Source organism: Cyanobium sp. WAJ14-Wanaka (assembly GCF_024345375.1).
Taxonomy (GTDB): domain Bacteria; phylum Cyanobacteriota; class Cyanobacteriia; order PCC-6307; family Cyanobiaceae; genus Cyanobium_A.
This window is the reverse complement of record NZ_JAGQAZ010000002.1, coordinates 208,310-234,674: the sequence shown is the minus strand read 5'-3', so window position 1 is coordinate 234,674 and position 26,365 is coordinate 208,310. Positions and strand designations below refer to the sequence as shown.

The following is a 26,365-nucleotide window of genomic DNA, read 5'->3' as shown; positions in this document are numbered from 1 at the left end:
TTCAAGCATCGTCATGGGCGTAGCGGCGGTATAGAAAGTCGAGGGCGTGGTTGCGCAGCACTCCGTAGCGAGGGTCACCCTGGATCAATTCAAAGTCTCGGGGGCGATTAAATGGCACCTCCATGATTTCGCCAATTGTGGCCGAGGGACCATTGGTCATCATCACTATTCGGTCGGCAAGAAAAAGGGCCTCGTCGATATCATGGGTGATCATCAATACGGTGGGTTTGTGCTCACGCCAAATTGCCAGTAACTCCTCTTGTAATTCTTCTTTGGTAATGGCATCAAGGGCGCCGAAGGGTTCATCAAGCACCAATACCGCTGGTTGTACCGCCAGGGCGCGGGCGATGGCAACTCTTTGGCGCATGCCGCCGGAAATTTCTACCGGTCGCTTGTGGCGGGCCTCGATTAGCCCAACCATCTCTAAGTGGTGTTCGACCACTGCTGCCCGGGCTCCTTTGTCTAAATCGGGGCGGGCTGCTTTTACTGCCAGGGAAACGTTTTGATCAACCGTCTTCCAGGGCAGCAGGGAGTAGTTCTGAAAGACAACCATTCGGTCTGGGCCAGGCCCTTCGATCGGCAGGTTATTCAGAATTACCCTGCCACTAGTTGGGTTCAGAAAGCCGGATACCATATTCAGCAAGGTGCTTTTGCCGCAGCCTGAGTGGCCTACTACGCAAATAAATTCACCTTGGGCTACTTCCAGGTTTATGTTGCTTAGGGCTTCGAATGGGCCATTTTTTGTTTGAAACACATGCCCTACCTCCTCGAAGCGCAGATAGCTCGGGTTAAGGGTTAGGTCTCGCTCGAAACTGCCTTGATTAGCTTTGGCTTCGATCATGAAGTTGGCCATCTCAGGAATAGGGAAGGGGTTTATCGGTATCACAGCTGGGCATCTCCATCGCTGCCTGAGCTGAGTAGCGGCTGAAGGGAAGTTGTTGGAGGTAGTTGATCGGAAAGTCTTGGTCGAATGGAATCCCGCAGGCCATCGGGATAGGTTGGCGTTCTGGCCTTAGGGCTGGTAAACCAATCCGCTCCAGTGCGGCACTGCAAATGTCGTTGCGATAGACCCTCCCCAGTATTTCCAGGCGATTGCTGGGGAAGGGTATCCAACCCCAACGGCTGAATTGGGTGAGTATCCACGCCCCTTCCGCAGCGTTTGCCACATGGCAACGATCGCTGTGATATCTGTTAAGTGGTAACCGGTTATCTGTAGGTTCTCCGTTTCCTAGGTTGAATTGGCGCTGCAGTGCCAGGGCTGAATCGATTCCCAGCCACTCCGGCCGGCTGAGAAGGCCCACCAGATTTTCGTGTTGACCTCCGTCCTCGCAGATCTGACCGCCACGAATTAATCCACTGCAGAAATCCAAGAGCAGTGTTTCGTTCCTTGTGGCCCAACCCTCATGGCAGGTGATTACCTTTTCGGGGTGGTTACTCCAGATGTCTAAATCTGAAGCGAGCACAAAGGCCAGCCCAGACTCCACTGCTTTTGCTACGCGATAGCGGCCTGCGATGAAACCATCAATTTCCCCTGCCTGCAGGGAAGCCTGCATTGCCATGGGCGAGAGGGTCTCTAAAACCACCTCCTGATCAGGGTCGATTCCAGCACTGGCAAGCCAGTGGCGGAGCAGTAACTCCTGCATGCTGTCGTTTTGGCCGATCGCCAGCCTGAGCGGCCACTCGCGACGCTTGAGGCTTGGGGCCAGGGAGGCCAGCGAATTGATGTTTAGGTCGAGGAAGCGGCGTGCCAGACAGATGGCATTGCCGTTGCGTGTCACTGTGATTGGTGTAATCGCTGGCCAGGCAGGTTCGCCACTGATCCCTAGGCTCATGGCCAATGGGGCGGTTGCCGAGGTGATTGCCAGATCCAGCTCGCCCGCCCGCAGCTGCTTATCCATCTCTTGCCAATCCTGGAAGATTGACGGGACCAATTGCAGGTTGCTCTCGGCAAAGAAACCACGCTCGATGCCAACGGCAAGTGGTGCTAGGTCGAGGCCTGGCAGGTAGCCAATTCGCAACTGGCTTGTTGTTGCTGGGGCCTTTGCTGTTGTTGAGGCTTTAACTACTGAAGGGGATAGTGCGTCGCTGCTGATGGTTTGGCGGTGCTGCTTGAGGCGCCGTTGCTGCTGCAGAAAGTTGATAAGTTCAGTTCTCAGTGCGTAGTAGTTCGAGTGCTCCATCACCTCGAGCCTTTGCCGTGGTCGCGGCAGGTTCACATTGACGATTTGGCCAATCCCGGCAGCTGGTCCGTTGGTCAGGCAGATCACTCGGTCAGATAGCAGCAGGGCCTCATCGACTGAGTGGGTAACCATCACTGTTGTAACCCCAGCCTGCTGGCAGATCTCCATCAGCTGTTGTTGCAGATTGCCGCGGGTGAGTGCGTCAAGTGCGCCAAAGGGCTCGTCTAGCAAGAGCAGTTTGGGCCTGATTGCCAGGGCGCGGGCAATCGCAACCCTTTGCTTCATTCCGCCAGATAGTTCCCGTGGCAATTTGTCAGCGGCCTGGGTTAGGCGGACAAGCTCGATGCTTTGGTCAATGCGCTCCTGCCGCTCAGCTTTGCTGGAGCCAAGCATTACATTATTTACAGCCAGGGCAATGTTCTGGCGCACTGTCTGCCAGGGAAGTAGCGAGTAGTTCTGGAAAACCACCATCCGATCCGGCCCGGGTTCGGTCACTTGGCGACTATTCATTAGAATGCCACCGGTGTTGGCTTGATCAAGCCCTGCCATTAGGTTTAGGAGGGTTGATTTACCGCAGCCGGAGTGGCCAATTAGGGAGATAAATTCGCCCTCGGCTATGCTTAAATCGATGTCCTTTAGGGCAATATAATTTCCGCCATTTGGAAGGGCAAAGCTGCGACTGATATTGTCAATTGTGATTAGGGCATTCTTCATTAGTTGCCTCCATTTGCAACTAATTTGCCCACCGCTCCGACCAGGCGATCCAGGGCAAGGCCCACGAGGCCGATCACTACAATTGCAAGGATGATTTGGCTTGTGCTTGTGTCGCCCCCGGCATTATAGGCATCCCAGATGAAGAAGCCGATCCCACCATCTGCCTTAAGCATTTCGGCCGCCACGATTGCGAGCCAGGCCAGGCCAATGGCTATTCGCAGGCCTGTAAAGACATAGGGGGCTGTCGCTGGCATGAGGATGTCCCGCAGGTAACTGCGCTTGCGCAGCTTCAGCACCCGGGCCACGTTTGTGTAGTCCTGCGGGATTTCGGTGATGCCAACGGCCGTATTGATGACAATGGGCCAGATGGCAGTGATGAAAATCACGAAAATTGCAGCCGTATCCGCTTGCTGAAACAGCAATAGGGAGATTGGTAGCCAGGCCAGGGGTGGCACGGTGCGCAGTACCTGGATCAGGGGGTCGAAGCCGCGGCGAAGAAAGCGATTTAGGCCAATTGCCAGGCCTGCGGCAATGCCTACAACAGCCGCCAGGCTGTAGCCCACTGCCACCCGCTGCAGGGATATAAGCAGTTGTAAAGCAAGCCCCTTTGAGGTGCCTCCGTCATCAAAGAAGGGATGGATTATGTAGGGGTCCCAGGTTTCACTAATAACGTCAATCGGGCCTGGAAATCCCTCGCTGTTGAATTGGGCCAGGAATTGCCAAAGTACCAGGGTGAGGCCGATGCAAACCAATGGCGGCTTGATTTGGTTCGCGAGGGGTGAGCGCAGCCAGCTAGCCGTTGCATGGCGTCTGCTGCGTTTGGGCGATGGATGGCTGGTCATTGTCGATGCGACCGATGGTGAAGGCAAGGGAATTGGGGATTCGTGCCTGACTCACTTGGCAGAACCTGAACGCTTTAGGTATGGGGGGGGGCAGTTAGAGGCGTTAGCCCTACTGCCCCCGCAACCTCACTTCATCGCCTTAATCTTCAAGCTGTTGAGGTAGGCCTGGGGATTGTTGGCGTCGAACTTTGTGCCATCAAAGAAGACTTCGACACCACGGGAATCACCAGATGGACCGTTGCCATAGCCATTGGCTTTGGCTGCAGCACGCCAGAGGTCGCTGCGATTTACCTTTTTGACCAGGGCCTTCGTGTTTGTACCTTGAGGCAGATACCCCCAGCGAATATCTTCAGTTACGAACCAAGTGTCGTGGCTCTTATAGGGAAATGAGGCGTTATCGGCCCAGAATTTCATTGAGAGGTTTTTCATATTAGCCACCTTGCCATTGCCGAAGTCGATGGTTCCCTGCAGTCGGGGTAGTAGGTCTTCGGCGTTTGCCTTGACATACTTATCTTCGGCAAGGATATTGGAAAGCTCCACGGTGTTGGCTGGGTTGTCAGCCCATTTTTGGGCCTGTTGCACGGCCATCAGCAACCGCAGGGTGGCATTGGGATTCTTATCAACCCATTCGGCTCGCATGCCAAAGGCTTTTTCCGGATGGTTTTTCCAGAGTTGGCCAGTAATTAAGGCTGTGTATCCGAGTTTCTTATTAACTAAACGCTCATTCCATGGTTCTCCTACACAAAAAACGTCCATGGTTCCCGACTTCATGTTGGCAACCATCTGCGCTGGGGGGATTACCACTAGGTCGGCCTGCTTGTTTGGGTCTACCCCATTGGCTGCTAGCCAATAGCGCATCCAGAGGTCGTGGGTGCCACCAGGGAAAGTAACTGCTGCCTTGAACTTATCTCCGGTTTTGTTCTTAGCCTCTACGCCCTTGGCAATGTTTGCACCCTTGACGGAAAAATTGTATTTCTTGAACTCATTAGATGCCGAAATTGCTTGACCGTTGAGATTTAACCGAGCCAAAATGTACATGGGTACAGGTTTTTTGCTCTTGCTGATCGCCCCAGTTGTCAGTAGGTAGGGCATGGGTGAAAGAATGTGGGCTCCATCGATGCCGCCCCTTGAGCCACCGAGTTCCAGGTTGTCGCGGGTTACGGCCCAGGACGTCTGTTTCTTTAGTTCTACGCCTGTCATGCCCTGCTTGGCAAAGAATCCCTTCTCTTTGGCAATGATTAGGGGTGCTGCATCGGTAAGGGCGATGAATCCAAGCTCGACAGTGGTGGTTTCCGGCTTGCCGGGGGCTGCCTGTGCCGGGCTGGAATTAAGCAGGCTGGCAATTCCGCCAAATTGAATGGCAATACCAGTGGCCGTTGCCAGGCCGGTGAAAATTGCTTTGCGTCGAGTGATTGGTGTCATGGTTTTATCCCTTGGTGGGTACGTACAATCAATTTATATCCCGTGGCAGACCACCACTTGGGAGAGCGAATTGACGGGTCTCACAACAACGGACTTTTGTCAACACTGATTTGTTAAGCTGGCGCCAATGCTGACCAACATGTTTAGAAAACCACGTTTGGGCTACCTGCTGAAGTGATCGTTGTTACAGGTTTTAGGTTTGCTTTTTCGGCCTCGCTGGGGCATCTAGGTCTTGCCTGGCTGCGAGATTTCGTGCAAGGCGGCGTCAAGATTGTGGTGATTGTGGCCTGGTTTTGCCAGTTTCCAGAGGGCAAAAAGCCACAATTCCCCTAGCTGCTGCCAGTTTTCTGAATCAAGGGGCAGCCCCCTGATTAGGGCGGCCTCTTCAGCTGCAGTGCTGATGTATCGCTGCCAGATGGCCTAGGGGCTTGCCCGAGTGGAGCAGTTTGCGGCAGCTTTCCAGGCCAGCTTCCTGGGTGTTGCTTAGGCCCGCCTGCCATAGGTAGTTGCCCGCATTCCAGATCAGGGAGGTGGCTAGGGGCCCCTGCCCCCCTAGGGCAGCTAAGGCCTGGTCAGCCCAGGTGTCGAGGTCAATCCAGGCTGGATCGTTGCCGTAGCAGTCGTGGTCGCGGGGGTGAAGGATGAGGCGGCCATCGCCGCTGTCATTGGGGCGTCCCGTCACGCAGGCTCGGCTGATCGGTAGATCGGTGCTTCCCTCAAGCCCCTTAATGGTGAGGATCTCTGTTTCGCCGGCGAGTTTTAAGGCTTGCCAGGCCCGGGCCTCCGTTGGCGGATGTACAAAGCCGCTCACCAATAGATGGTTGCCCCTGTGGGCTGTCCACAGCAGTTCCAGGCTGGCCACTGGTGGTCGCTTGCCAATGTCTTCACGGATCGGGACCAGTACTTCGGCAGCGGGGAAGTGGTCGGGTTGGTGAATCAGGGCGAGATTCCAAAGGTCTAGGCAGTTCTGAACCCAGGCGACACTGCGGTCCCTAAGGGCCAGGCCAAGGGCAGCGAATAGCTCCATGGCAGTGACCCCGTATTTGACCGGCATGCGCCCTCCCCCCTGCAATACCACTGGAATGCCTGCGCTGGCCAGTAAAAGTGATGTGAGGGGATAGATGGGCGAGGTGCGGCTGCGGCCGTCGAAGGGGATGCCAAAACAAAGTGCTGGCTGGTTACTTATTAACTTCGGTCCAAGCTGACGGTAGACATCCAGCATCCCGGTCAGTTCCTGGGGCTCCGGCCGGCGAATGCGATGGGCGATCAGAAAGGCGCCAATCTGGGCCGGGCTGGCTTCGCCATTGAGCATTAATTCCAGGGCATCTGCCGCCTCCCCGCGGCTGAGACCACTGCTGGTGTGCTCGCCGCTACCCACCTTGCCCAGGTAGGTGCGAAAGCGATCGCGTCCAGGGATTTTGGCGTCCTGCTTGGGTTGGGGTGGCACTGCAGGAGCCTGGGCCATCTTGCACAGATTGGAAGGCTAGAAGCTGATTCTCATTCACGGCGCAAGCTGCTGTGCCTAGGTGCGACAGGAACAGCTTTTTGTAGCGAAGACGACACCACTGGAACTGTGTCTTTCATCACTCTGGGCGTCCCCCCAGCCTCTGGCTCAGATGGCAGCTGCCCTAAGCAAGATCGAGCAGGCCAAGGCAGATTTCTGCGGGCTGGAGCTAGTTCCCCGGCTGGGTGAGCTGGCCTCTGAGGGCTGGGAAAACATTGATGAGGCCACCCTCACCATCCGACTCAAGTGGCTGGGTATTTTTTTTCGACCGGTCACTCCTGGTCGATTCATGGTGCGGCTGCGCCTGCCCAATGGGGTGATCAACGCCGATCAGTTAGGGGCCCTTGCCGATGTCGTTGACCGCTGCGGAGAGCATGGTTCTGCCGACATCACCACGCGTCAGAACCTGCAGTTGCGAGGCCTGTTGCTGGAAGATATGGCTCCGCTAATGGCGGCCATGGAGCCCTTGGGTCTCACCAGCCGCCAATCGGGCCACGACAATCCCCGCAATATCACCGGCAACCCTTTCGCTGGGATAGATCCCGAGGAGATCGTTGATACCAGGCCTTTTGTGGAGGCAATTCAGGAGCGGCTACTGGCCGCCGATGGTCCCCGCAACCTGCCCCGCAAATTCAACATTGCCGTCGGCGGCGCGGCCGATAGCTTTCTGCTTCACAACGATCTGGCCTTCCTCCCTGCAGATCACAACGGCGAGCTTGGCTTCACCGTGATGGTGGGCGGTTTCTTTTCCGCCCAGCGCAATGAGCTGGCCATTCCCCTCGGGCTATGGCTGCGGGGCGATCAGCTGCCCTTGTTCAGCCTGGCAATCCTTCGCCACTTTGAGCGCTGCGGCAATCGTCAGGCCCGCAATAAGAGCCGGCTGATGTATTTGGTGGATGAGCTGGGGCTTGAGGACTATCGAGTAGCGGTGCTGCAGGAATTCGCAGCCCTTGGTGGGGAGGCCGAACCCCACGATGGCCTGCACCGTGTGAATCGTGCCCCCCGCTCTGGTGTTGGCGTTCACTCCCAGAAACAGCAAGGGCTTTGCTGGGTGGGATTGGGGGTGCCGGTGGGTCGCCTTGATGGGGCATCGATGCTGGAGCTGGCGAGGCTGGCGAGGGCCTATGGAAGTGGTGAGCTGCGTTTTACGGAGGCTCAGAACGTGCTTCTCATAAATGTGCCGGCCGAGCGGGTCGAGGCCCTGCTGGCAGAGCCCCTGCTGCAGACGTTCCAGCCCGAGCCGGGTGCACTGATGGCGGAAGCGGTTAGCTGCACAGGAAATCGCTATTGCAGTTTTGCCCTGATCCCCACCAAAACTACGGCCCAGTCTGTGGTGGGGGAGCTGGAGAGACGCCTGGAGCTGCCCCACCCGGTGCGCAGCCACTGGACTGGCTGCCCCAATGCCTGCGGCCAGCCCTACATGGGTGAGATCGGCCTGATGGGGGCCAAGGCTCGCCATGAAGGTCAGATGGTGGAGGCGGTCAAGATTTTTCTAGGGGGCGATATGGGTGCGGATCCCAAGTTGGCGGAGCTGCACGAGAAGGGTGTGCCCCTCACCCAGTTGGCGGATGTGCTTGAGCAGCTGCTGATAGATCGCTTCGGTGCCCGCCGCCGTAGTTCCGCGCCCTGCCAGGGTGGTTAAAGCGGAGATCTGGGCGCCCTTGGGGCTGAGTGAATCCACTGATAGCTGGCAACAGCTGGAGCAGCTCCGGCGCGGGAGAGTGCCCGTTGAACCCGTCCTAGAGCAGATCAACCAGGGCGAACTGCCCGCTTCCGCCGATCTTTTGGCAGCCCTAATTGGGCGGCTGAACCGTGCTGGGGTGGAGCAGCTGCTCTCCGGTCCGGTGGGCAGGAACCCTGCCTGTTTGCTGGAGGCGGCGCGCCAGGTGCTGGCACCCCTTGCGGCTGAGCCGTCCGTGAAGCAAGCCTGGCTGGAACCCCTGCTCGCCCTACCGCCCAGCCCAGCTGGCCTGGGAGTGCTTGGTTATTTCCAGGACGCCTGTGTGGCAGGTCGCCTGCGCGCCCAGCTGGAGGCAATCGAACCCTCGGAGCGCAAGCAGGAGGCCATGCAGCAGCTTTTGCCGCTGTTGGGTCGTCAACGCCAGCCCCAAGACGCTGGCTTGCTGCTGGAGCTGGCCCTGGCGCCGGCCCCCCTGGCCTGGCGCCGCGCCGCGCTGGAAGCCCTCGCCCTGGGGCTCTCTGCCTGGCCGCTTGCCCCGCTCACCCGCGCCTTACAACAGCTCGCCGGCGATCTTGACCCTGGTCTGGCTGCGCAGGCAGTGGATTTGCTTAGCCGTCTGCCCGATGGCCAGATGCTGTTGCGACAGCTACAGCACCGCCAGCTGGAACCGGCAGTGGCGGAGCGCCTCCGGCGGCGGCTGACCGCTTCGCCCCTGGTGTTGCTGGTGCATGGCCGCCAGGGCGGTGTGATTCCTGATGTGTTGCAACAGCTTGCGGCTGAGCTGGAACAGCGCCGCCGTTCGCCCGTGATATTGCAGGCGTTAACAGCGGCTGCCCCGGAGGGCGACCCAAGCTTCTGGATGGCGGCGCGGCGGGCGGGTGCTCTCAGCCTGGTGCCCCTTTTGATGCTGCCCGGGGAACATGTTCGCAGCGATGTTCCGGCCATTGCCAGGCAATGGCAACTGCGCTCTAGGGCCAGGCTTGGCCAGGTTGTGGCTTTGCGGCGCCGGCCTTTCCTAGGGGCTTGGCCCCAGTGGCAGCAGCTGCTGGCGGCCGAATGGGGCAAGGCGGCAGGGGGGCGAAGCTTGCTCTGGCTCCACCATCCTCTGCAGGGTGCGCTGGCTGATCGCTTCTTGAAGTATTTGGCTGGGGTTTTGGCTTTGCCCGGGGCACCGGCGGCCTACAGCGACCCCCAGGCAATCCTGGCGGCCCAGGCCGAGCCTCCAGTGGTGCTCGCACCGCTCACCCTGGCGCCCAACCGTCTGAGTGAATCCCTCAAGATGGTCCGGTTAGCACCGCCGGCTGAGGTGCTGCCCCCCTTGCTCGATCTGCCTGCCGTGCGCGATTTTCTGCTGTCCAGCCTTGAGGCCCTGCCATGAGCGAGCTTGGCAAGGTGTATCTGGTGGGGGCTGGTCCCGGCGATCCGGAGCTGCTCACGGTCAAGGCCCACCGCTTGCTGCAGGGCTGTGATGCCCTTGTCTACGACTCCCTGGTGCCCCAGCAAGTGCTCGATCTGGTGCCGGAGCGCTGCGAGCGCCACTTTGTGGGCAAGCGCCGCGGCCACCACTCGGTGCCCCAACCCAGCACCAATGCGGTCTTGGTGGAGTTGGCGGGTCGCTGCCGTTGCATCGTGCGGCTGAAGGGCGGCGACCCCTTCTTGTTTGGCAGGGGTGGGGAAGAGGCGGCCCATTTGGCCAACCATGGGGTGCCGGTGGAGGTGGTGCCAGGGGTCACGGCCGGGATTGCGGCACCTGCCTACGTGGGCATTCCGGTGACCCATCGGCGGGCCGGATCCAGTGTCACCTTCGTGACCGGTCACGAGGAAATCGACAAGCGGCGCCCCGGTGTGGATTGGCGGGGTCTGGCCCGGGCCAGTGATGGCCTGGTGATCTACATGGGGTTGCACAACCTGCGCCGCATCGCCGAGGAATTAATCGCCGGAGGCCTCGCCCCAGACACCCCCGCCGCCGTGGTGCAGCAGGGCACGGTCAAGGGCCAGAGGCATTTGGTGAGCGAACTTGCGCTTCTGGCGGATCAGGCGGAGGCGATGGGGTTCTGCTCCCCCTCGATCGTGGTGGTGGGCCAGGTGGTGGCCCAACGGGTGGAAAGTGCCGCGGCTGAGCCTGCAAACGTGGATATGCCCATTCCCTTCTGAGGCGATTTGTAAGTCAATCACTGAAGTGGTCTGCGTTGCCATGGTTTCGTAGCGCCTGCAACGTTTTGTCCGACCACTGAACGGTTCACTTGGTCATTGAGTTGGCTCTTTAAAAGCCCCATTTACCCATGGCTGGTATTGCTGCCCTCACGGATCGCTCACCGATGTTTGAGCTGATTCCCTACGAGAAATTTCGCGATACCCCTGCAGTTCGTTTTTTTGATATCACCGTTGCTGAATCCAACGCCCGCGACCTGGTGATCCATTCCGGTCCGGCGATCAGCCCCCCCGATGAGGAAAAAACTGGCGCCTGGCAGTTCTATTTGCATCCCCACCAGGAAGACAACCTTTTAGCTCTCCATGGCGGCCGCACCTTTTATCTGGTGAACCTGGGCTGGAATTATCCGTTTCACATTGTTCGCCTGGAAACCGCTGGCGACATCCTGCGCATTCCGCCCGGGACCTTCCATCGATCGGTCTCTGACCCCGACGGCTCGGTGGTGCTCAACCAGGCCGTGCGCGATCAGGGCGCCAATGTTCAAAGGGAATTTCGGGTGTACAACAGCCGCAAGATTCCGCGCCTGTTTGCCACCACGTTCCGAACGGCACCCCTGCCCAAACTGCACGGCGTCAGCTGGTAGTTAATTCAGCCGTAAATCAACGGTGCAGGCCCCAGGCCAGCTCCCTTGCCAGGGTGTTTGCTCTGGGTTTGGCAATTGCAAATCTGCTTCTTGCCCATCTACAGCCGTTGGTTTAAAGCCGCTCGCCTCCTGCTCCAGCACCCAGCTGGCCAATGGTTTTCTTGGGCCAGTTTTTGCCGGATCAATTTCCTGGCTATCGACAAGCACCAGTTCCAGGGGCACATGGTTGGCGATGCAGGGATGGAGGCAGGGATAGAGGCTTTCTTGCCGGTAGCGCACGGCCAGGGGTTGGCGACCATCGGTGCCGGGCCGTAGGGGGCGGCCATTTAGCACCAACCCATAGCGCTGGTGGAAGGCGCCATTGCCAATCACCTCAAAACGCCGCAGGGAGCTGTCCACAAAGCGGCTGGTGCTGCCCCCTTCCACTGGCGTGTCGCAGAGCAGGGGCCAGGGTTCGAGGGCGCGGCGGATTTCCAGGCTCGCCTGCTGCTCCTGCCACTGCAGCAGGACCGGAAAACGCCAGTTCCAGATGGTCCGAAAAATGCTGGCATCGAGGGGCAGCCCGTCGGCTGTTAGCTCCTCCAGCACGGCCTCCAGGTCAAGCCAGAGCTGGCTGGGCAGCAGCCATTGGTCGTGCAGGCTTGCGCCCCAGGGTTTAAGGCTGGAGGGGCGCTGGCTAGGCCGCAGCAGATGCAGGGCCAGGGCCCGCCAGAGCAGGGCCACGGCCCCTGTCCACTGGTGGTGGGGGAAGGTTTCTAGGGCCCGAAACTCAATCAAGCCCTGGCAGCCGGCGGCCCAGGCGGGATTCCAAAACTTGTCGAGGCTTATTTCACTGCGGTGGGTGTTGCCGCTCTTGTCGGCATGGAGATGGCGGAGGGTTTCACTGATCGCCACCCGTTGATCGCCTTCGGGCAGGGCCTCGAGAATGCTGTGGGCCAGTTGCAGGTCGAGCCAGTCGGCACTGCCCTCGTCTGGGCGGGGTGCCTGGGATGCGGGGCCCACCGAGTTGCCGGAAAAGAGATAGGCCAGGCTCGGGTGGTGTTGCCAGTAGCGCAGGATTCCGACCAACCAGGCCGGCCGCGGGAAGAAGGGATTTGTTTCCAGGCTGGGGCCGCCCCAAAGCAGGTGGTTGCCGCCACCGCTGCCTTCGATCTGGTCACCCCGGCGCCGCCAGGAGCGCAGCCCCACGGCCTCACCTGCCTCCTCCAGCACCCGTATCCAGCCCGCGTAGGCCTCCCAGCTGCGACACACCGGCAGATTTACCTCCAGCACCCCAGGGTCGGCGGTCAGGCCGAGCACCTGCCAGGTGCCGTCGATGTCGAGGGGCAGCACGCCACTGAGCTCGGGTTGGCTCCAGCCCCTTGATGCTTCAGCGATCACCAATAGCAACTGCTCAAGGGGCTGGCGGGCCAGGGGGGGCAGAAATAGGTTCCAGCCATCTGCTGATATCTCCAGGGTCAACACCTGGCAGAGCACCCCTTGGGGGAAGTGCTGCAGGGGTAGGCGCAGACCAGCGGGCCCAGGGGCCCCACTTAATTCGCGCAGTTTTCTTTTCAGGGGCCATTGGGCCCCATGCCATGACCCTTCGTCGTGGGAATCAACGTCTTCGTGGCAGAGCGGAGCGGCCCAGACCCGGTTGCTCGCAGAAAGGGGATCGCGCAATTCGAGGGGATGCAATTTGCAACCCAGGGCCGCGCCGATGGCCGCCAAAAACTGGCGAGCCGCTTTTTTTGTGGGGTGGGGTAGGGCAGCTTGGGCCGCTGGCTCCAGGCCCTGCTGGGGCCAATTCACCACCGGAGTGCCATCTGCACCGGTGATCAGGCGCAGGGCCCAGCGGGGATTGACTTCGCCGTCGTAGCGCTTGCCAGGGCAATAGATCAGGGTGCTGCCGGGCCACTGCCGCTCCTGCAATTTCCTGCCCAAGGCCTTGGCATAACCAAGTTTGCTGGGGCCATCGGCCGCCACGCTCCATTCGGCGCCCTCTGGATCAAAAGGCACGTAAGTGGGCTCGCCACCAAAGGTGAGCTCTATGCCTGCTTCAACCAACCGCCTTTCGACTGCTTCTGCAACTAAGGCTGAATTTGCAACTGAGGTTGAATTTGGAGCTGAAGCTGTCGAATCGGAAGCCATTATTTAGTAGCCAATTTTTAGCTGGCTATTGCTGATTATCTCGGCCTCTATTGCCCACTCAAATATGCTTTCAACGCCTGGTGGGCCAGAGAAGCTGCCGGTAATTGCGGCAGTTAGGTCTGATTTGGAGGAGGTGACGATCGGGATATAGCGATCATCTACGGCACCGATGCCACTGGCATCAAAACCGCGCCAACCAGCCCCCTGAAGATATACCTCGGTCCAGGCATGGAGGTCGTAGCGATCGGGTTTGGGCTCTACCAGGTGGTAACCACTGACGAATCGAGCCGGCAGGCCCACGCTGCGGCAGCACTCAATCATCAGCATCGCCAGATCTCGGCAGGAGCCCACCCGCTCCTTCAGGGTGCGGCTTGCGGGCCAGGCCGGACCGATGTGGCGTTGGGTGTATTTGACCCGGTCTTGAATGATTTCGAGTAGCTGCTGCAGGAAGGTCAGGCTGCGTTGATCACTACCCATCAGTGCTTCCTGGGCCAGGTCCACCGCCGCGGCATCGTGCTGGCCATTGGGTAACCAGCCCTGCAGGTTGCTAGCCAGGTCGGGGTTTAGCCGGCCAATCGGCACCGGTAGGCGCGCCATTTCTTCGTCGAGGCAAGCCTCCACCAGGGGGGCGGTGAAGGTTTCCACCTCCGAGCGGGAGACCACCTGAAATAGGTCGGTGTCCCCTAGAAAGCGGGCCCGGGTGATGGCATCACCGCCGGCGGCAAGCAGGTCAAAAAGTTGGCTCGGATCCGGCGTCACCTCCAGTCGATAGTCGATCAGTCGCTGGAAGCCATGGGGGCGGGGCCTGAGGCAAAACCTGTGCGGACCCAGCTGCACCGGCTTGCTGTAGCGGTAGGTGAAGGTGTGGGTTAGGCGGGCACGCATGGCAACTCTGCGCTGGAAAGGGTGGTGGGAGAAGCAGAGATGTTGGCAGTGATGAAGTACCGCTGTTCAATCTGTTCGTGAAGTTGATTGAAATCGCTTTGCAGGCTGTCGATGGCTTCATGGAGGCCCTCGGCAATCAACGCATCAATGCTGGTGTAGCTCCAGCGGGCCAGGGTCAGACCGCTGAGGCATTCCAGCTCATCAGGAGCGCCGGGCACGGATTCACCCCTGATTATCTTGAGCGTTTCGTGGATGCGCTCGAGGCAGTAGCGCACCGAACGAGGAAAGATCGGATTGAGTAGGAGAAAGCCCGCCACCGCCTTTGGTTCGATCGCCTGCTGCCGCGATTGGCGGAACATTTGATAGGCCCCCGCACTGCGCAACAGGGAGATCCACTGCAGTTCATCGAGCACCCCCCCCACCTCATCGGGGGAGGGCAAAAGCAGGAAGTACTTCACATCGAGGATGCGGCTGGTTTTTTCGGCCCGCTCCAGCAGGCGCCCCAGCCGGCTGAATTGCCAGGAGAGGTCGCGGCTCAAGGTTGAATCGGTGATCCCATAAAAGAGTTGGCAGGCCCGTCGAATGTTGCGCAGCTGCTCCTGGCCCGGCTCCTTCCAGAAGGTCGTGCTTTCTTGCAGGATCCAGTAGATGTCGTTGAGCTGCTCCCACATTTCCGTGGTGATCACCTCGCGGATTTGGCGGGCGTTTTCCCGGGCAAAGGCGATGCAGTTGATGATGCTGTTGGGGTTTTCTTCGTTGCGCACCAGGAAGCTGACCACATCTTCCGGGGTGGCGGAGGGGTGCAGCTTGTCGAAGAGCTCCCGGTCCCCATTGGCCTCGATTAGGGGTAGCCAGGGTTCGGCGCTGCCGGGGGGGCAATCGAGGGCCATCGCTTCGCTTACTTCAACGAAGCGGGAGATGTTCTCTGCCCGCTCCACGTAGCGGTTGATCCAGTAGAGGCAGTCGGCAACTCGACTCAGCATGGGACAAACTCCTGGGCCGAACTTTCATCGACTATCCAGGTGTCCTTACAGCCGCCGCCCTGGGATGAATTCACCACCAGGGAGCCCCGGCGCAGCGCCACCCGGGTCAGGCCACCCGGACTGATCCAGGCCCCCTTACCCCGCAACACGTAGGGCCGCAAATCCACGTGGCAGGGAAATAGCTCGCCTTCGCTGAGGGATGGCACCGTCGAGAGTTCGAGGGTGGGTTGGGCGATGTAGTTGCGGGGGTCGGCCTTGATCTTTTCCGCAAAATCAGCAATTTCAGCCTGGCTGGCATGGGGCCCGATCAACATTCCGTAGCCCCCGGCTTCAGCCACCGCCTTCACCACTAGTTCGCCCAGGTGGGCCAGCACATAGGCCTGGTCATCTGGGCGGGAGCAGAGGTAGGTGGGCACGTTTTCAATGATCGGCTCTTCCCCCAGGTAGTAGCGGATCATTTCCGGCACGTAGGCGTAGATCTGCTTGTCGTCGGCCACACCCGTGCCCGGGGCATTGGCGATGGCTACCCGGCCGGCTCGGTAGGCGCCCATCAGGCCCCGCACCCCCAACATCGAATCGCTGCGAAATACGGCTGGATCAAGGAAATCGTCGTCGATGCGGCGGTAGATCACATCCACGGGCTCCAGGCCACTGGTGCTGCGCATCCAAACCCGGTCTTCCTGGCAGAGCAGATCCCGGCCTTCCACCAGCTGGATTCCCATCTGTTGGGCCAGGTAGCTGTGCTCGAAGTAGGCGCTGTTGAAAACTCCAGGGGTGAGCAGCACAACCTTGGGGTTGTCGGTCCAGGGGGCAAGTTCCCGCAAGGTTTGCAGCAGATGGGAGGGGTAGTCGTCGATCGGTTGGACCGTGCGCCCCGAAAACAGGCTCGGGAACATGCGCTTCATCACGCGCCGGTTCTCGAGGAAATAGGCCACCCCGGAGGGGCAACGCAGGTTGTCCTCAAGCACGCGCCAGGTGCCTTCACCATCCCTGACCAGATCAAGGCCAGACACATGGCACCACTTGCCGAGGGGGGGCTGAAAGTCCCGCATCTCGGGCCGCCAGCCCTGGGAGCTTTCAACATCTGCGCGGGGAACCACCCCGTCGTTGAGAATTTTTTGGGGCCCGTAGACGTCTCCAAGAAATTGGTCGATCGCCTCAAGCCGTTGAACCAAGCCCTGCTCCAGGCGTTGCCAATCCGCCAGGCCAATGAGCCGGGGCAGGGGGTCGAAGGGCAGGATTCTCTCTACGCCCTTATTACCGGAATCGTTGAGCCGGAAGGTGGCGCCTAGGCGTTTGAGCAGCATGCCCGCGGCCGCATGGTTCCGATTCAGTTCGGCCAGGCCCAGCTGACCCAGGGAAGAGAGCAGGGGTTGGAGGCTGCTGCGGGGTTGGTCAAAGGCACTGAAGTATTCGTCGTATCCCCGGGTGGGTCGGTATTCGGTAAACATTCCCCGCCCGTGACAGCTGGGCTGATCCTGGCCAGCAGGGGCTAATGCCCGAGTGCCTATTGCTACAAACCCAAGGCTTGCGTGGCAGTTTGCCCAGGGTTAGTGCCTAGTTCGGATTTATGAATTGCTCAAGTTGTGATTCCCGGCGCCGCCAGCAATTGCCGCCATAGGGCTTCAGGTTCAGGGGCGATCGGCAGGGGCTGGTCGCCCAACTGGCTGATCGGCCGGCAGCCCAGGCTGTTGATCAGTAGGGCGCCGGCGCTGGCGTGCAAATCAGCGGCGCCAATCACCTTTTCTTTGGCCAGGCCCAGCTGCAGGGCCAGGCCGCGCATTACCCCCGGGAGGCAACCGCTGGCCAGGGGAGGGGTGATCCAGCCAGAACTGCTGAGCACCAGGAGATTGGCGCTGGTGCCGCAGCTCAATTCGCCTGGGTGCGGGCCCCCCGAGCAGGGGAGCAGGGCGTCGTCGAAACCGGCGGCTACCGCCTGGCGGCGGGCCTGGATCGCCGCTCCGTAGGCCATGGTTTTGCAGCAACTCAGCAGGCTGGTGGCACTGCGGCTTTCCGTGGGACTGACGAACAGCCGCACCGGCGCAAAGTTTGGGCGGTAGGGATTTAGTTGCAGCCAGAAGCGGCCGCTTTGCTCGCTGGGCAAATCCAGGCCCCGCCCGGCCCCGCTCGGCCCCCCGCTCGGTCCCCCGCTGGCCCGGCTCCAATTGAGCCTGAGGGCACCGCCTGTGATGCCGCTGCGGCTAACTGCTTCGCCAATCAGTTTTTGCACCTGGCCTTTGGCCGGGGGCTCGGCCATGGCGAGCAGGTGGGCGCCCCTTTGCCAGCGGGCCAGGTGTTCCTCAAGCCTGCAGCTCACACCTGCTTCCACCAGCAGGGTTTCAAAAATCCCATCGGCCAGCAGTAGGGCCCGATCACTGATGGGAATGGCCAGATCGTCGGGGCTGCCCCAACTGCCCTTTGGCCCGGGTTGGTCGATCCAGGCGATCGCTTTGCCGGGGCCGTCCGCACTCATGCCAGGGCCTCCAGCAGGGGCTTCAGCTTCCAGCCCATTTCTTCTGCTTCAGCCGCTGGATCGGAATCGGCGACGATGCCGCAACCGGCATGTACCCGCAGCCTTTGGTCCTTGATCACAACTGATCGGATCAAGATGTTGCTATCGAATTGGCCATCTGGAGCAAGCCAAAACAGGCTGCCGCAGTAGGGCCCCCGGGGCACCGGTTCCAGGCTTGCCAGCCGTTGAGAAGCCCGAATTTTGGGGGCTCCGCTGATGGAACCGCCGGGCCAGCAGGCCCGCAGCAGGTCCACCAAGTTGCGCTCAGGTTGCAGGCTGCCCCGCACCACCGAGGTGAGGTGGTGCACCTGGCGATAGCTCTCTAGACCCACCAGTTGGCTCACCCCAATCGATCCGGGCTGGCAAACCCGGCCCAGATCATTACGGAGCAGGTCCACGATCATCACGTTTTCGGCCCGATCCTTGCCGCTGGTCACCAGGGCGGCGGCTTCGGCTGCATCGGCCTGGGCATCGCTGCGGCGCGGGCGGGTGCCCTTGATCGGTCGAGTTTCCACCTGGCCGTCCTGCCCCAGCCGCAGGAAACGCTCCGGGGAGCTGGAGAGCACGGCTTCGCCCTGGGCCCCAGCGCCGGCGATCGCCAGGCCCCCAAAGGGGGCGGGGCAGCCCTGGCGCAGGCGGCCGTAGAGGGCAAGGGGATCGGGGGTAGCTGGGGCCTGGAATTCGCAACAGGCCGTCAGATTGGCCTGAAACATGTCTCCGGCAGCTATCCATTCCAGGATCTTGCTTACCTGGCGGGCGAAGGCGGCGGGGTCGGTGTGCCACTGCCAGGCCGGCAGGGGAATGCCAAGGTTTGCTGCCTCACCGGCCTGGTGGGGCCCCTTGGCCATGGGCAGGGCTTCGATCAGCTCAGCCATGGCCTTGATTCGCCCCGGATCGCTGCCCTCCAGCACCAGGCTCTGTTCCTGGTGGTCGAGCAGCAATATCGGGTCGTGCCGGGCGGCCCACAGCACGGCCATGTCGCTGGTGGCCCAGTGTGCGCCGGCCTCCACCCAGGCCCCGGCCTCGTAGGCCAGCCAGCCCATCCAGTGGCCGCCATCCTGGGAGATGGAACTCAGGGCGGCGAAGGGATCTTCCGAGCAGGGATCTTCCGGGCAGGTGGGCCCCGGCAGGCCGCGGCAAACCCGCTGGGCCAGGGGATTGATGCCTATCCGGCTGCAGCGGCCTTGCCCCACACCATCGCCGTCGAGCCAGACCAAACCCTCGCGGCCGAACTTGGCTACCAGGCCGTGCACAAGGGCCATGGGCTCGCGCCAGGCCATGGCCCGCTGCAGCCTTTTGGTCGGTAGGGAGTTCATCGACGATTGCTGGCCAGTTCGGGATGGCCCGCCTCGACCAGGGCTCCATCGCGAATTCGGCAGCTGTCGCAAACGCCGCAGGGCTCTTCGCCACCGCTGTAGCAACTCCAGGTGGCTCCGATCGGCACCCCCAGCCGCAGGGCCTCCCGCACGATCTCGGTTTTGCCCCATGCCACCAGCGGTGCCCACAGTTGGGCTCCGCGGCCTTCCCTACCGCTCTTACTGGCCAGGTCCGCCAGGGTTTGGAAGGCGGCCAGGTAATCCGGGCGGCAATCGGGATAGCCCGAATAGTCCACCGCATTCACGCCCAGCACCAGCTTTTCTGCGCCCTCGGCCTCGGCCAGGCTCAGGCCCAGGGCAATGAAAACCGTGTTGCGTCCGGGCACATAGGTGCTGGGGATCAGGCCGCTTTGCACCCCTGTGGTCGGTACGGCGATGCTGGCATCGGTGAGGGCCGAGCCCCCCCAACTGGCCAGATTTACGGAGATGGTGTGGTGGCCGTTCAGCTGCAGGTGGGCGGCCAGCTGGTTGGCTGCTGCCAATTCGCGCCGATGCCTTTGGCCATAGTCGAAGGAAAGGCCGGTAACGGCATAGCCCGCCTCGATCGCCAGGGCCGCTGCCGTAGCTGAATCCAGGCCGCCGGAAAGCAGGGCAATCGCCTTTGGGTTACCTCCAGGAACTTCGCTTGGCAGGGGGCTACTCATTTCAAAAGGCTGCCAGATCAGCAGGCGATGTCTACCCGCCCTGTGGCCCTGGCGGCGTTGCTCGCCAAGATGGGCCCAGTTGGAATTTGGCCTGTGCTGCTGTCTCGCCTGTTGGGCTTGGGAATGGGAATGGCTGCGGGCATTGCCACCGGTGGGTTTGGCCCCCTTGCCCTGGCGGGCTTGGCGATTCCACGGCTCGATCTCAGCGGCTATCCGGCGGCCGCGGCTGGGGAGACCCGCTGGGTGATCCAGCTGCCTGGGGTGCTGCCGCCCACTGCTGATCCCACCATTTCCCCCAATCCCCGCGATTGGCGGGTTGAGGTGTTGGTCGGCCAGCTTGTCAAGGCGGACTGCAACCAGTACACCTTTTCGGCGCGGTTGCGGGTTGACCATCCGCCGGCCAACCCCGAACTCAGCTATCTGAAGATCAGTGATGTGGGGCCCCTTGCCTCTACGCGCATGGCCTGCCCCCCCGGCCAACCGCTGCAGGAGCGCTTTGTGGTCCGCGCCGGCAAACCCTTTGTGATGCCCTACAAGGTGAGCCGGCCGATCGTGATCTATGCACCCAAGAACCTGCAGGTGCGCTGGAAGCTCTGGAAGGCGGAAACCCAGCACCGCGCTGCCAACGCCATCTAGCGCACCCCCAGCCACTTGTGGCTTTGCAGGCTGAGCCGCCACGGGCGGTGTTGGCGCACGTAGGCAATAGCGAGTTCTTTCCCCTCCTCGCTTTGCCAGCCGGGCTGGAGCAACAGGGCCGGCTGCCCGAGCTTTTGGCTGGCGCTTAGGCAAGCAGTTGCCATCTCTTCGGCAAAGGCCAAATCTCCAGGTCCATGCACGATCACCTTGAGTTCCTGGCAGGCGGCCAGCAGCTCAGGGGTGGGTGGCCGGTGGGCCTTCGGGGAGAGGGTGATCCAGTCGAACCGACCGCTCAGGGGATCCACGCCGCTGGTTTCCAGGTGCAGGGGCAGACCCGATTTGGCCAGGGCGGTGCAGAGGTCGTCGAGGTTGTGGTGCAGGGGTTCGCCGCCCGTAACCACCACAAAGGCAGCTCCAGCTCCAGCTGCTTGCTGGGCTTCCGCCGCAAGGGAGGCCAGGCTTCGGCTGGGGTGGGCTTCGGCCGGCCAGGAATGTTTGGTGTCGCACCAACTGCAGCCCACGCTGCAGCCGCCCAGACGAATGAAAAAGGCGCTGCGGCCCGCATGCAACCCTTCCCCCTGGAGGGAATGGAAGGTTTCCACCACCGGCAGGCCTGCTTCAGCTGGCGCTGGGTTGTCCAAGGCTGCTGGGGATGGGGGCTGCGGCCGACACCTGTTGGGCGGCTTCCGCCAGGCCCCTAAACAGGGGATGGGGTTTGCCCGGCCGCGAGAGAAATTCCGGGTGGTATTGGCAGGCCGTGAAGAAGGGGTGGTTTTTCAATTCGATCAGTTCCACCAGGCGGCCATCGGGGGAGGTGCCGCTGATCTCGTAGCCCGATTCCAAAAAGAGGTTGCGATATGCGTTGTTGAACTCGTAGCGGTGGCGGTGGCGCTCGTAGACCACCTCATCGCCGTAGAGCCGCTGGCCCATGGTGCCCGGGGTGAGCCGGCAGGGATAGACGCCCAGGCGCATCGTGCCGCCCAGATCGACCACATCCTGTTGCTCTGGCAACAGGTGAATTACGGGGTGGGGGCTGTCGGTATCCAGTTCGGCGCTAGTGGCCCCAACGAGTCCGGCCTGGTTGCGGGCCCATTCGATCACGGCGCACTGCATCCCAAGGCAGAGGCCGAGGAAGGGCACCCGCTGTTCGCGGGCCCAGCGGATTGCAGCCACCTTGCCATCGACGCCCCGGTTGCCAAAACCACCGGGCACCACCACCGCATCCATGCCCTTGAGCAGGGCCTCGGCCCCTTGGCTTTCAATTTGCTCGGCGCAAACCCAGCGCAGATCGAGGGAGGCATCCACATCGAGGCAAGCGTGGCGCAGGGCCTCCACCACCGAGAGGTAGGCATCGTTGAGCTGCACATATTTCCCCACCAGAGCTACCTTCACGGCGGGACCCGGGTTGCGTAGTTTGGTCACCAACTCCTGCCAACGCACCATGTCGCTGTTGTGGTTTGGCAGGTCGAGTACGTCCAGCACCTCCTGGCAGAGGCCGGCCTGCTCCATGGCCAGGGGCACGGCGTAAATGCTGTCGGCATCAAGGGCCTCGATTACCGCCTTGGTGCGCACTCCGCAGAAGCCGCCGATCTTGGCCTTGAGGTCGTCGCTGATGGCCCTGTCGCTGCGGCAGACGAGCACATCGGGCTGGATGCCGATCGAACGCAACTCCTTGACGGAGTGCTGGGTGGGCTTGGTCTTGAGCTCTCCGGAGGTGCCAATGAAGGGCAGCAGGGTCACATGCACGTAGGCCAGGTCCTGGCGGCCCACGTCCCCGCGGAATTCGCGGATTGCTTCAAGAAAAGGCAGGGATTCAATGTCGCCCACGGTGCCGCCAATTTCCGTGATCACCACATCGGCACTGCTGTTGGCGGCCACCCGTTTGATCCGTTCGCGGATTTCTCCGGTGATGTGGGGGATCACCTGCACGGTGCCGCCGTTGTAGTCGCCCCGGCGTTCCTTATTAATTACGGATTGGTAGATCGAGCCGGTTGTCACGCTGTTGAGGCGAGACATGGCGGTGTCGGTGAAGCGCTCGTAGTGGCCGAGGTCTAGGTCGGTTTCGGCCCCGTCTTCGGTGACAAAAACCTCACCGTGTTGGTACGGACTCATCGTGCCCGGATCCACGTTTAGGTAGGGATCGAGCTTGAGGATTGAAACGCTATAGCCCCTGGATTTGAGCAGCCTTCCCAGGCTGGCGGCCACGATTCCCTTGCCGATACTCGACACCACTCCGCCAGTTACAAAAACGAATTTGCTCATGGCGGGTCGACTGATTCTTCAATCTACCGACAGTGCAAAGCCGTCTTCTGCCTCATCCACCCAGGTGCTGGCCACATGCAGCTCTTCCAGCTGACTTAGGGCCGCTCCGCCCGGGGCTCCGGTCATTAGGCAGCGGGCCTGCTGGGTTTTAGGGAAGGCGATCGTGTCGCGGATTGATTCCTCGCCGGCCAAAAGCATCACCATCCGATCGATGCCGAAGGCCAGGCCGCCGTGGGGTGGGGCCCCCATGTCGAGGGCTTCCATCAGGAAGCCGAACTGCTGGTTGGCTTCTTCGAGGGGTAGGCCAATGGTCTGCAAAACCTGGCGCTGCAGGGCGGAATCGTGGATGCGTAGGGAGCCACCCCCCAGCTCTAGGCCGTTGAGCACCAGGTCGTAGGCCTGGGCGCGGGCGCCGGGCAGGGTTTCGGCCCAGGCTGCTGGATCGTTGCCGAGGTCGCCCGGATGGGGGGCGCAGAAGGGGTGGTGCAGCGCTTGGAAACGGTTTTCGCCAGCGTTGAACTCAAACATCGGGAAATCCACGACCCAAAGGAAGTTCCAGGTGTCGTTCTCCCTATCTTTTTGCACCAGCCCCAGCTCCCGGGCCAGGTATTGGCGCACCCGATCGAGGGCCTTATTCACCGTGGCGGTGTCGCCGGCACCGAATAGCAGCAGGGTGCCGGGCTCGGCGCCGCTGCGCGCCAGCAATTCGGCCTTTTTTTCCTCGCTGAGGTTGTCCTTGATGGCGCCAATCGTGTCGATTTCGCCGTCTTCGCGCACGCGGATGAAGGCCAGGCCGCCCGCCCCGGCTTTCTGGGCTTCGCTAAACACATCGCCGCCGGGCTTGATCCGCACGTTGCTGATCGCCTCATTGCCACCGGGCACGGCGATGCACTTGACCGAGCCACCAGAAGCGACGGCCCCTGAGAACACCTTGAAGCCCATGTCGGACACCAGGTCGCTGACGTTCAACAGCTCCAGGCCGTAGCGGGTGTCGGGCCGGTCGGTGCCGTAGCGCTCCATGGCCCCATGCCAGGTGAGGCGGGGGAAGGGGCGGGGCAGCTCGACCCCCTTCACCTTTTTCCAGATCGTGCTGATCAGGGCTTCGTTTAGTTCCAGGATTTGCTCCTGGTCCATGAAGCTCATTTCGATGTCCAGCTGGGTGAATTCCGGCTGGCGGTCGGCCCTGAGGTCTTCGTCGCGGAAGCAGCGGGCCACCTGGTAGTAGCGCTCGATGCCGCCCACCATCAGCAGCTGCTTAAACAGCTGGGGGGATTGGGGTAGGGCAAACCACTCGCCGCCACATACCCGGCTGGGCACCAAATAGTCGCGGGCACCCTCGGGGGTGGAGCGGGTTAGCACGGGTGTTTCCACCTCGATGAAGCCCTCGTCCTCGAGGAAACGCCGGGCGGCCTGGATGGTCTGGGCCCTCAGGCGCAGGTTGCCGTTCATGCGCTCGCGGCGCAGGTCCAGGTAGCGGTGCCGCAGCCGCAGTTCTTCGCGGGTGTTCTCCTCGTCGTGCACCGATACGGCAAAGGGGAGATTGCCCTTCACGGCATTGAGCACGGTGATGACATCGGCCATCACCTCGACGCCACCGGTGGCGAGCTTGTCGTTAAGGGCCTCGGCGGGGCGCTCGCGCACCTTTCCACGAACCTGAATCACCGTCTCGTTGCGTAGGTGCTCGGCCGTGGCAAACATCTCGGCGCCGTTGTCCGGATCCACCGTTATCTGCACCGTGCCGCTGCGGTCACGCAGGTCGATGAAGATGACACCGCCGTGGTCCCGGCTGCGGTCCACCCAGCCGCACAGCTCGACTACCTGGCCTACGGCTTCAGCGCGCAGATCACCGCACCCGTGGCTGCGCATGGGGTATTACAAAACAATTACCAATTTTCCCACGCCGACCCTTCCCTCGCCGCCTCCCAGCTTGATGGTGTTCAGCGTCGGTAGAAGGGGCGCTTCACCACCACGGCCGGTTCTGATTTGCCGCGTATTTCCACCGCCAGTGCTGTGCCGAGCTTCGCCAGGGGTGTGGGTACGTAGGCCAGGGCAATCGCTTCCTCAAGGCTTGGCGACCAGGTGCCGCTGCTGATTTCACCCACGGCGCTGCCGTTGTGCAGCACCGGGTAGCCGTGGCGAGCAATCGCCCGGCCCTGGAGCTTGAGCCCCACCAACCGCTTGCTTACCCCTGCGGCGCTCTGCTTCTCCAGCACCTCGCGGCCAATGAAGGGCTTGGGCATTTCCAAGTGCACCAGCCAGCCCAGGCCCGCTTCCAAGGGGGTGGTGCTGGCATCCATGTCGTTGCCGTAGAGGTGCATGGCCGCCTCCAGGCGCAGGCTGTCGCGGGCGCCGAGGCCGCAGGGCGCTACTCCCTCCGCCAAGAGCTGGGCCCAGAGGGCCACACCTGCCGGGGCCTCCAGCAGCAGCTCAAAGCCGTCTTCGCCGGTGTAGCCCGTGCGACCAACAAATAGCGCCGCCCCAGCTGCAGCCCCTGCGGCCGAGCCGTTGAGCTGGATCTGACGGTGGCCAAAACGGGGCAAGCTGGCCAAGTCGCAGCCGCTGAGCGCTTCCAGCCGGGCGGCGGCGGCGGGGCCCTGCAGGGCCAGCAGCACCCCGTCACCCTTGCGATCTGAGATGGCAACGCCCTTGGGCTCCAAATGCCTGCGCAGCCAGGCGGTGTCGCCCTCCGCACAGGCCGCATTGATCACCACCAGCAGGGAGTGGGCCTGGCAGTCGGGCTGCCAACCGCAGTCGTAGATGATCAGGTCATCGATGATGCCCCCCTGTTCGTTGAGCAGCACCGTGTAGCAGGCCTCGCCGGGGCCAATGCGAAAGAGGTCGGTGGGCACCAGGCCCTGGAGGGCGTCTTTGGCCCCATCCCCCTGGAGCTGCAGCACGCCCATGTGGGAGATGTCGAACATGCCGCAGTGGTTGCGCACTGCCCTGTGTTCAGACACCAAGCCTTCAAATTGCACGGCCATCTCCCAGCCGGCAAAGGGCACCATGCGGCCGCCAGCAGCTTGGGCGGCCTCAAATAAAGGGGTTCGCTTCATGTCCAGGACCCTATTTGCTGTGGGCGGCCAATGCAGAAGAGAGTCGAAAGATTGGCGGGTGGGTGCTTTGCATTTGCCTTTGCCATTTCTACGGTGGGCTACCCCCTCGAGGGCTCGATGGTTCAACGCCCTTGCTGCCGTAGCTGTCGCCACTGCGTTGCGCCGACCGCTGCGGGCAACTCAAATCGCCAGCTCAGCCTCGAACCCATGCTCGAATCCTGAAGGAAATCTTAATTTTTAAACCAGTATTGGCCGAATTTGGCCATTTGCTGCCATTGAGGCACCGGTGTCGGGCCCGGAGGAATGTAATAGGTGAGTAATAACTTTCTATCGGAGCTGAAGGATTGGTTGCATCCCTGGCCATCAACACCGCTCTTGAGCTGATGGCAGCCCAAGTCGACTGTGAGGTCATCACCCTGCCCACCGGAGCCAAGGTTTTTAGCCGCGGCAGCTCGGCTGAAGCGATTTATGGCATGCGCCGCGGCATCGTCGAGGTGATTGGTGAAGGGGGCGAAAAGCTCTGTTATCGGCCCGGTGAGGTTTTCAGTTATCAAGACATCGTTTGGCACGAGGGGACCTACCGCAACGAGGCCGTAGCCCTCACCCCGGTGGAGGTGGTGCGGCTGGACCGACTGCGTTTCTTAAACCTCCTGCACAACCACCCGACCCTGGCGGTGTTGCTGATCAGCCAGCAGCACGAGCGCCTGCGGGAGCAGCGCACCAGCGGCACCTGCTGTTACTAGGGC

The 26,365-nt window shown here is 61.4% G+C and carries 23 protein-coding genes; 6 read left to right on the top strand and 17 right to left on the bottom strand.

The window, feature by feature from the left end:
- Window position 1: 1 nt before the first annotated feature.
- From KBY49_RS07930 to KBY49_RS07905, 6 genes are all read right to left on the bottom strand, one after another.
- The gene (locus tag KBY49_RS07930) at window positions 2-841 is read right to left on the bottom strand and encodes an ABC transporter ATP-binding protein (RefSeq protein WP_254934260.1); all 840 of its coding nucleotides are present in this window, start codon (window positions 839-841) and stop codon (window positions 2-4) included.
- A gap of 13 nt (window positions 842-854) precedes the next feature.
- Window positions 855-2,894 carry a nitrate ABC transporter ATP-binding protein gene (locus KBY49_RS07925; RefSeq protein ID WP_254934259.1) on the bottom strand — a complete coding sequence of 680 codons (2,040 nt, stop codon included), beginning with the start codon at window positions 2,892-2,894 and terminating at the stop codon, window positions 855-857.
- The gene (ntrB, locus tag KBY49_RS07920) at window positions 2,894-3,736 is read right to left on the bottom strand and encodes a nitrate ABC transporter permease (RefSeq protein WP_254934258.1); all 843 of its coding nucleotides are present in this window, start codon (window positions 3,734-3,736) and stop codon (window positions 2,894-2,896) included. Before ntrB ends, KBY49_RS07925 begins: the two co-directional genes overlap by 1 nt.
- 126 nt (window positions 3,737-3,862) lie before the next feature.
- Entirely contained in the window at window positions 3,863-5,158 is a 1,296-nt protein-coding gene (locus KBY49_RS07915; RefSeq protein WP_254934257.1) for a CmpA/NrtA family ABC transporter substrate-binding protein, read from the bottom strand.
- A 225-nt stretch (window positions 5,159-5,383) separates the two neighbouring features.
- A complete protein-coding gene (locus KBY49_RS07910) occupies window positions 5,384-5,521 on the bottom strand; it encodes a nitrate reductase associated protein (protein ID WP_254934628.1) in 138 nt (45 codons plus the stop codon).
- Window positions 5,522-5,543: 22 nt separating this feature from the next.
- Window positions 5,544-6,623 (bottom strand): anthranilate phosphoribosyltransferase family protein, encoded by a 1,080-nt coding sequence (locus tag KBY49_RS07905; RefSeq protein ID WP_254934256.1) that lies wholly within the window; start codon window positions 6,621-6,623, stop codon window positions 5,544-5,546.
- 151 nt (window positions 6,624-6,774) lie between these two features.
- Between KBY49_RS07905 and KBY49_RS07900 the strand changes: the two genes are divergently transcribed.
- The 4 genes from KBY49_RS07900 (at window position 6,775) to KBY49_RS07885 (ending at window position 11,138) form a co-directional block, all read left to right on the top strand.
- Window positions 6,775-8,304, top strand: a complete 1,530-nt coding sequence (locus KBY49_RS07900) for a ferredoxin--nitrite reductase (RefSeq protein WP_254934255.1) — start codon at window positions 6,775-6,777, stop codon at window positions 8,302-8,304.
- A gap of 79 nt (window positions 8,305-8,383) precedes the next feature.
- Entirely contained in the window at window positions 8,384-9,721 is a 1,338-nt protein-coding gene (locus tag KBY49_RS11715; RefSeq protein ID WP_254934254.1) for a CbiX/SirB N-terminal domain-containing protein, read from the top strand.
- Complete coding sequence (gene cobA, locus KBY49_RS07890; protein ID WP_254934253.1) at window positions 9,718-10,497, top strand: uroporphyrinogen-III C-methyltransferase; 780 nt, start codon at window positions 9,718-9,720, stop codon at window positions 10,495-10,497. Before KBY49_RS11715 ends, cobA begins: the two co-directional genes overlap by 4 nt.
- Before the next feature lie 164 nt (window positions 10,498-10,661).
- Window positions 10,662-11,138 carry a redox protein gene (locus KBY49_RS07885; protein ID WP_254934627.1) on the top strand — a complete coding sequence of 159 codons (477 nt, stop codon included), beginning with the start codon at window positions 10,662-10,664 and terminating at the stop codon, window positions 11,136-11,138.
- Here KBY49_RS07885 and KBY49_RS07880 read toward each other — a convergent pair whose 3' ends face one another.
- The 7 genes from KBY49_RS07880 to queC form a co-directional block, all read right to left on the bottom strand.
- A complete protein-coding gene (locus tag KBY49_RS07880; RefSeq protein ID WP_254934252.1) occupies window positions 11,139-13,268 on the bottom strand; it encodes a transglutaminase family protein in 2,130 nt (709 codons plus the stop codon).
- Window positions 13,269-13,271: 3 nt separating this feature from the next.
- Window positions 13,272-14,153 carry a transglutaminase family protein gene (locus KBY49_RS07875; protein ID WP_254934251.1) on the bottom strand — a complete coding sequence of 294 codons (882 nt, stop codon included), beginning with the start codon at window positions 14,151-14,153 and terminating at the stop codon, window positions 13,272-13,274.
- On the bottom strand, window positions 14,138-15,136 hold the full coding sequence (locus tag KBY49_RS07870) for an alpha-E domain-containing protein (RefSeq protein ID WP_254934250.1): 999 nt from the start codon (window positions 15,134-15,136) through the stop codon (window positions 14,138-14,140). The genes KBY49_RS07875 and KBY49_RS07870 overlap by 16 nt, the downstream gene beginning before the upstream one ends.
- Window positions 15,130-16,587, bottom strand: a complete 1,458-nt coding sequence (locus tag KBY49_RS07865) for a circularly permuted type 2 ATP-grasp protein (protein ID WP_254934249.1) — start codon at window positions 16,585-16,587, stop codon at window positions 15,130-15,132. The genes KBY49_RS07870 and KBY49_RS07865 overlap by 7 nt, the downstream gene beginning before the upstream one ends.
- A 128-nt stretch (window positions 16,588-16,715) precedes the next feature.
- Window positions 16,716-17,609, bottom strand: coding sequence for an aminotransferase class IV (locus tag KBY49_RS07860; RefSeq protein ID WP_254934248.1), 894 nt, complete (start codon window positions 17,607-17,609; stop codon window positions 16,716-16,718).
- Window positions 17,606-18,964, bottom strand: a complete 1,359-nt coding sequence (locus KBY49_RS07855) for an anthranilate synthase component I family protein (RefSeq protein WP_254934247.1) — start codon at window positions 18,962-18,964, stop codon at window positions 17,606-17,608. The genes KBY49_RS07860 and KBY49_RS07855 overlap by 4 nt, the downstream gene beginning before the upstream one ends.
- Entirely contained in the window at window positions 18,961-19,668 is a 708-nt protein-coding gene (gene queC / locus KBY49_RS07850) for a 7-cyano-7-deazaguanine synthase QueC (RefSeq protein ID WP_254934246.1), read from the bottom strand. The genes KBY49_RS07855 and queC overlap by 4 nt, the downstream gene beginning before the upstream one ends.
- Before the next feature lie 27 nt (window positions 19,669-19,695).
- Here queC and KBY49_RS07845 point away from each other — a divergent pair, with 27 nt between their 5' ends.
- Window positions 19,696-20,304: an ecotin family protein gene (locus KBY49_RS07845; RefSeq protein WP_254934245.1), complete on the top strand. Its 609-nt coding sequence runs from the start codon at window positions 19,696-19,698 to the stop codon at window positions 20,302-20,304.
- On the opposite strand, the gene KBY49_RS07840 is transcribed toward KBY49_RS07845, so the two are convergent.
- The 4 genes from KBY49_RS07840 to gcvT form a co-directional block, all read right to left on the bottom strand.
- Complete coding sequence (locus KBY49_RS07840) at window positions 20,301-20,945, bottom strand: 7-carboxy-7-deazaguanine synthase QueE (RefSeq protein WP_254934244.1); 645 nt, start codon at window positions 20,943-20,945, stop codon at window positions 20,301-20,303. The two genes, KBY49_RS07845 and KBY49_RS07840, sit on opposite strands and share 4 nt — an antisense overlap.
- Window positions 20,923-22,566, bottom strand: a complete 1,644-nt coding sequence (locus tag KBY49_RS07835; protein ID WP_254934243.1) for a CTP synthase — start codon at window positions 22,564-22,566, stop codon at window positions 20,923-20,925. The genes KBY49_RS07840 and KBY49_RS07835 overlap by 23 nt, the downstream gene beginning before the upstream one ends.
- An 18-nt stretch (window positions 22,567-22,584) precedes the next feature.
- Window positions 22,585-24,432 (bottom strand): aspartate--tRNA ligase, encoded by a 1,848-nt coding sequence (gene aspS, locus KBY49_RS07830; RefSeq protein ID WP_254934242.1) that lies wholly within the window; start codon window positions 24,430-24,432, stop codon window positions 22,585-22,587.
- Window positions 24,433-24,503: 71 nt separating this feature from the next.
- The gene (gene gcvT, locus KBY49_RS07825) at window positions 24,504-25,625 is read right to left on the bottom strand and encodes a glycine cleavage system aminomethyltransferase GcvT (protein ID WP_254934626.1); all 1,122 of its coding nucleotides are present in this window, start codon (window positions 25,623-25,625) and stop codon (window positions 24,504-24,506) included.
- Between the two features lie 338 nt (window positions 25,626-25,963).
- Between gcvT and KBY49_RS07820 the strand changes: the two genes are divergently transcribed.
- Window positions 25,964-26,362, top strand: a complete 399-nt coding sequence (locus tag KBY49_RS07820; RefSeq protein WP_254934241.1) for a Crp/Fnr family transcriptional regulator — start codon at window positions 25,964-25,966, stop codon at window positions 26,360-26,362.
- Window positions 26,363-26,365: the final 3 nt, after the last annotated feature.